At 31.2% G+C, this 3,588-nt stretch carries 5 protein-coding genes; all 5 read left to right on the top strand.

Translation table 11 applies throughout. The features are described 5' to 3' along the window. Positions 1 to 494: 494 nt before the first annotated feature. Complete coding sequence (locus UC75_RS08475) at positions 495 to 1,373, top strand: MetQ/NlpA family ABC transporter substrate-binding protein (protein WP_005307722.1); 879 nt, start codon at positions 495 to 497, stop codon at positions 1,371 to 1,373. A 347-nt stretch (positions 1,374 to 1,720) separates the two neighbouring features. Beyond that, a complete protein-coding gene (locus UC75_RS08470) occupies positions 1,721 to 2,185 on the top strand; it encodes a DUF6334 family protein (protein ID WP_049837291.1) in 465 nt (154 codons plus the stop codon). Between the two features lie 213 nt (positions 2,186 to 2,398). Then, positions 2,399 to 2,560 carry a toxin C-terminal domain-containing protein gene (locus UC75_RS22545; RefSeq protein WP_416202209.1) on the top strand — a complete coding sequence of 54 codons (162 nt, stop codon included), beginning with the start codon at positions 2,399 to 2,401 and terminating at the stop codon, positions 2,558 to 2,560. Then, the gene (locus UC75_RS08465) at positions 2,542 to 2,739 is read left to right on the top strand and encodes a hypothetical protein (protein ID WP_049837290.1); all 198 of its coding nucleotides are present in this window, start codon (positions 2,542 to 2,544) and stop codon (positions 2,737 to 2,739) included. The genes UC75_RS22545 and UC75_RS08465 overlap by 19 nt, the downstream gene beginning before the upstream one ends. 333 nt (positions 2,740 to 3,072) lie before the next feature. Next, positions 3,073 to 3,498 (top strand): hypothetical protein, encoded by a 426-nt coding sequence (locus UC75_RS08460; protein WP_049837289.1) that lies wholly within the window; start codon positions 3,073 to 3,075, stop codon positions 3,496 to 3,498. Positions 3,499 to 3,588 lie beyond the last annotated feature (90 nt).

Here is a 3,588-nt window from a genome sequence, read left to right as displayed (position 1 = left end):
CCAGCCGTGCCTTGGGTTCATAAGTAATTGAAACTGAGCTTAACTAACTAATTTAAAAAGCCTTTGTGAAAACAGGGGCTTTTTTTTATGTATAGGACATAGATTACAGTCATAGTTAGCTAAAATATTGCTAACAAATCCTGAAAATTTCATATAAATCAAATAAGTACATATTTCAGTCAAAACTGTTTTATTTATATAATATGTTTTTTATTATCAGTACCTTACCAAGAGCACGTCTATATATCAAAATCGAACAAGTTATTTGTAGAATATTCACTTATTGATATATGATGATCCAATATTTAGAAACTGATTCAAAACATAATTCTGTTGTTCAGCGAGCAAGATCAAGGAAGAAATAAGGCTGAATTCAGGCTTCTAAACCCTTATATATCTGGAATTACTTCCAGCCAAATATTGCATTTCGACCCAATGGTTGGGAATGCCTCGCTCTTTTGTAGAGTAGGCATTTCCTATTTTAGGATGTATCTATGAAAAAATTATTTAGTGTCCTGTTCAGTGCATCTGTACTCACACTGACTGCATGTAATAAACAACCTGCACAAACTGAAAATTCAGCACCAGCTAAAGACAAAACTGAGTCAGTACGCACAATTAAACTTGTTTCAACAGGTTCAGACACTGACGTATGGAAATATGTTGCAACGCTTCCTGAAACTAAAGAAGCGGGCATTAAACTCGAAGTGACTAACTTGACTGACTATGTTGTGTTGAACACATCTGTAGCAAGTGGCGAACAAGACGTAAATGCGTTCCAGTCATTTAACTATTTAGCAGCTTACAACGCTTCTAATACAGCTAAAGTTGCTGCTGTTGCAACAACTTACTTGGAACCAATGGGTCTTTATGCAAATAAAGTTAAAACTGTTGATGAGTTCCCACAAGGCGCTACAATCGCGATTCCAAACGATACTGCTAACGAAGCGCGTGCATTAACATTATTACAGTCTGCTAAACTTATTAAACTTAAACCAGACTTTGACCCTGTAAAAGGGACAACGAATGACATCGCTGAAAACCCTAAAGGTTTAAAATTAAAACCAATTCAAATGACAACAGCAGTTCGTGTTAAAAACGACGTTGATGCAATTGTATTGGGTAATACATTGGCACTTGAAGGCGGCTTAAACGTTCTGAAAGATTCTATCTTCCGTGAACCTATTGACCAGTCTACAAAGCTTTATGTGAACTTATTAGGTGTGGCTGAAGCGAATAAAAATGACCCGATCTATACGAAATTGGGTGAACTTTACCACTTACCTAAAGTACAAAAGTTTGTGAGCGAAAAATTTGCTGGTACAAAAGTTGAAGTTAACAAACCTGTTTCTGAGTTTACTGACATCAAATAAGTAATTTTTAATTTAAAATTATTTTAAAGCTAAGCCTCGGTAATCGGGGCTTAGCTTTTTTATTTAGAATATTGTATGTGAGTATGTTGTATAACTTAAATAGCAAGAGTTAATAGCTATATTAATAAAAATAATCTGATTTTATAATTTATTAATAATCTTCTCGAATTGCTTTAAAACTTAAATAGATGAGGACTATGATACTTTTGGAGAGTTTTTACAGATGAAAGGTAAAATTCCTAATGAAGATTTTAAAAGAACTCTAAATATACTAGAGCAAGCAGAACGCTTAGGACAGAAAACAGATAAAAGAAAGTAGTTTTAATATCGATAGTATGAGGTTTATTTTGCAAGTTAAAAAATTTTTTGATTTTATCAATAGTTTAGATGATTTAAATTTGATTATAGATGAGGTGTATGTATTCATCGATAATGAGAGTAATAATCAATCTATCAATAAAGTAGATAATGTTGGTGAAATTGAAAAGGTTATATTCAAAGTGAAAGATTTTTATATAGTCTTTTCTGTTAATTATGATGATAATGCAATGGCAGTTGAGGTTGTGAATGATTTCAAAAAAGGTGCACTGGCAACTGTATTTATTAAGGATTTCATGGATTTGAAAGGTTATGCTTTAGGTTCTTTTTACGATATTGTAAATACAAATGGTTTTTCTGATGGCCTCAAAATAACCTTTTATAATCCTTTAATTACTGGAAGTGGACATTTTTGTACTGCGCTCACATTTTTTTCAAGTTATTCAGGATTAATGTATGAGTTTAGAGACTACGGAATAGACCGTTATTTTTAAAACGAGATGAAAATAACTTCTGTGTTGAAAGTAGTAATTTTCCAGAAAGTTAATTGGATAAAAACTAAACTTTAATAAAATTTATTCAAAAGTATTTTCGTGAATCTAAGTCTCCTTGCTTTCTCTCAATTGAAAAGCTTCTGTTAAAAGCAGGGGCTTTTTATATTTCTATAACGGAAACAGCCCGAGTTGCAACTACCTATAATTTAGAGGCTGAGGGATATCCACATATTTTGCAGGTATAGACATATTGGTGGAGCATGGAAAATGGCAAAATCTGTAGAAAAGTTGGCCTCTCGTGAGACACGATTGGGTACTTATGATATAAATTTAAAGAAAATTAGAGACAAACTTTTATGGGTAAAAATGATTTAAGCAATGTAAATTGGATTTCAAATGGGAAAACAATCCAACAATTAATATTAGAACTTCAATCTTTTGAAAATAAAGATTTATTTGTAGAGTTATCTTTAGATGGAGGTGATTCATCAAAACCAATAAGTTTAGTAGCAAAAATAGATGGAAAATGTGTATTAATGAATTGTGAAGATTAATGTGGGGTAATATCAACTTTTCATGTTGTTAAACTAAAATTCCTATAAATCTCCAAAATATGCTTTTGTTTTATTTAAGAAAATATTAAATAGTGATAGAGCAAGAGAAAACCTTACTGAAAAGCTCTATTCGACTTCTTCAGAGATTAAGTCGGCAGTCTTATACATTGTTGCGATAATTAATAAAGAGAGTTCTACGTTTTTAGAAAAAACAGTTGGTGTGATGGTTGCAGCAAAACAGGTTTATAAATTATTTAGTGTTGAATTAAATATGTTATACGAGGAAAAGCTCTTAATGTATCCTTATAAAATTCTAGTAATTTGATTAAATTTATGTGGGACACGGTCATTTCTATTTCAATTTTTGATCATTGGCTTTCCGAAGTAGAAGCTGATCAATCGAATATCATTTGCTACGACATCTCATTGAAAAATAATAGCTTGGATGAATATTTAAATGGGGAAGAAAAATTCTTAAACTTTTACTATGAACTTTTTGATGAGTATTCTTTTAAAGATAATAAAAAAATAGATTTTGATGAATATAAAGCCATCATTATAGAAAGTCTAAGAGAGCAGCGGTTGATGGATATTTATGTTCAAAATGGAAAAATAAGGTTACAAGGTGGATTTGATAGAACTGATCAGCTCTTTTTAGCTAATGCATCTTTGATTCCAGATATTATGAAAAAACTAGAAATAAGTAAATTACACGTTTTAGAGACAATGAGTTATGAAGATTATTTAAAATTAAAGTAATGCAGCTTATAGAAAATCTTTCTAGCTCAAATAAAACAGCCTCCTAAGGCTGTTTCCCTCCCTTTATAAACCCCACTTTAACAATAACTC

Origin of the sequence: Acinetobacter sp. V2 (assembly GCF_001188385.1) — a bacterium.
Taxonomy (GTDB): domain Bacteria; phylum Pseudomonadota; class Gammaproteobacteria; order Pseudomonadales; family Moraxellaceae; genus Acinetobacter; species Acinetobacter oleivorans.
Note: the sequence above shows the minus strand (reverse complement) of the source record. Positions and strands in the feature narration are given on the sequence as shown.